The 255-nt window shown below is 57.3% G+C and carries 1 pseudogene; it reads right to left on the reverse strand.

What is annotated here, in order from left to right:
- Positions 1 to 187 (reverse strand): annotated as a pseudogene (locus C5P05_RS35325) (IS3 family transposase); the annotation flags it as partial.
- Positions 188 to 255 lie beyond the last annotated feature (68 nt).

The following is a 255-nucleotide window of genomic DNA, read 5'->3' on the forward strand; positions in this document are numbered from 1 at the left end:
TCCCATAGGCCCCGCCACTTGCAGCAAACGCAGCCTTCATGTGCACGCTGGCTTCGCAAACCACAGGCTGGGCTTGGTCGCGCTTGCGGGCTGTGTAATAGCCTGAGCGACTAATGCCCAAGACTCGGCACATTTGGTTTACCGGCACGGCCTTCTGCTGCAGTTGCTCGACAAGCTGGAAGCTCATCGCAGTTCCCGGGCAAAGAAGGCCGATGCTTTTTTTAAGATATCCACATCGCCTCGCAGTTGCCGGTT

The organism is Rhodoferax ferrireducens (assembly GCF_003347515.1).
In the GTDB taxonomy this organism is placed as follows: Bacteria; Pseudomonadota; Gammaproteobacteria; order Burkholderiales; family Burkholderiaceae_C; genus Rhodoferax.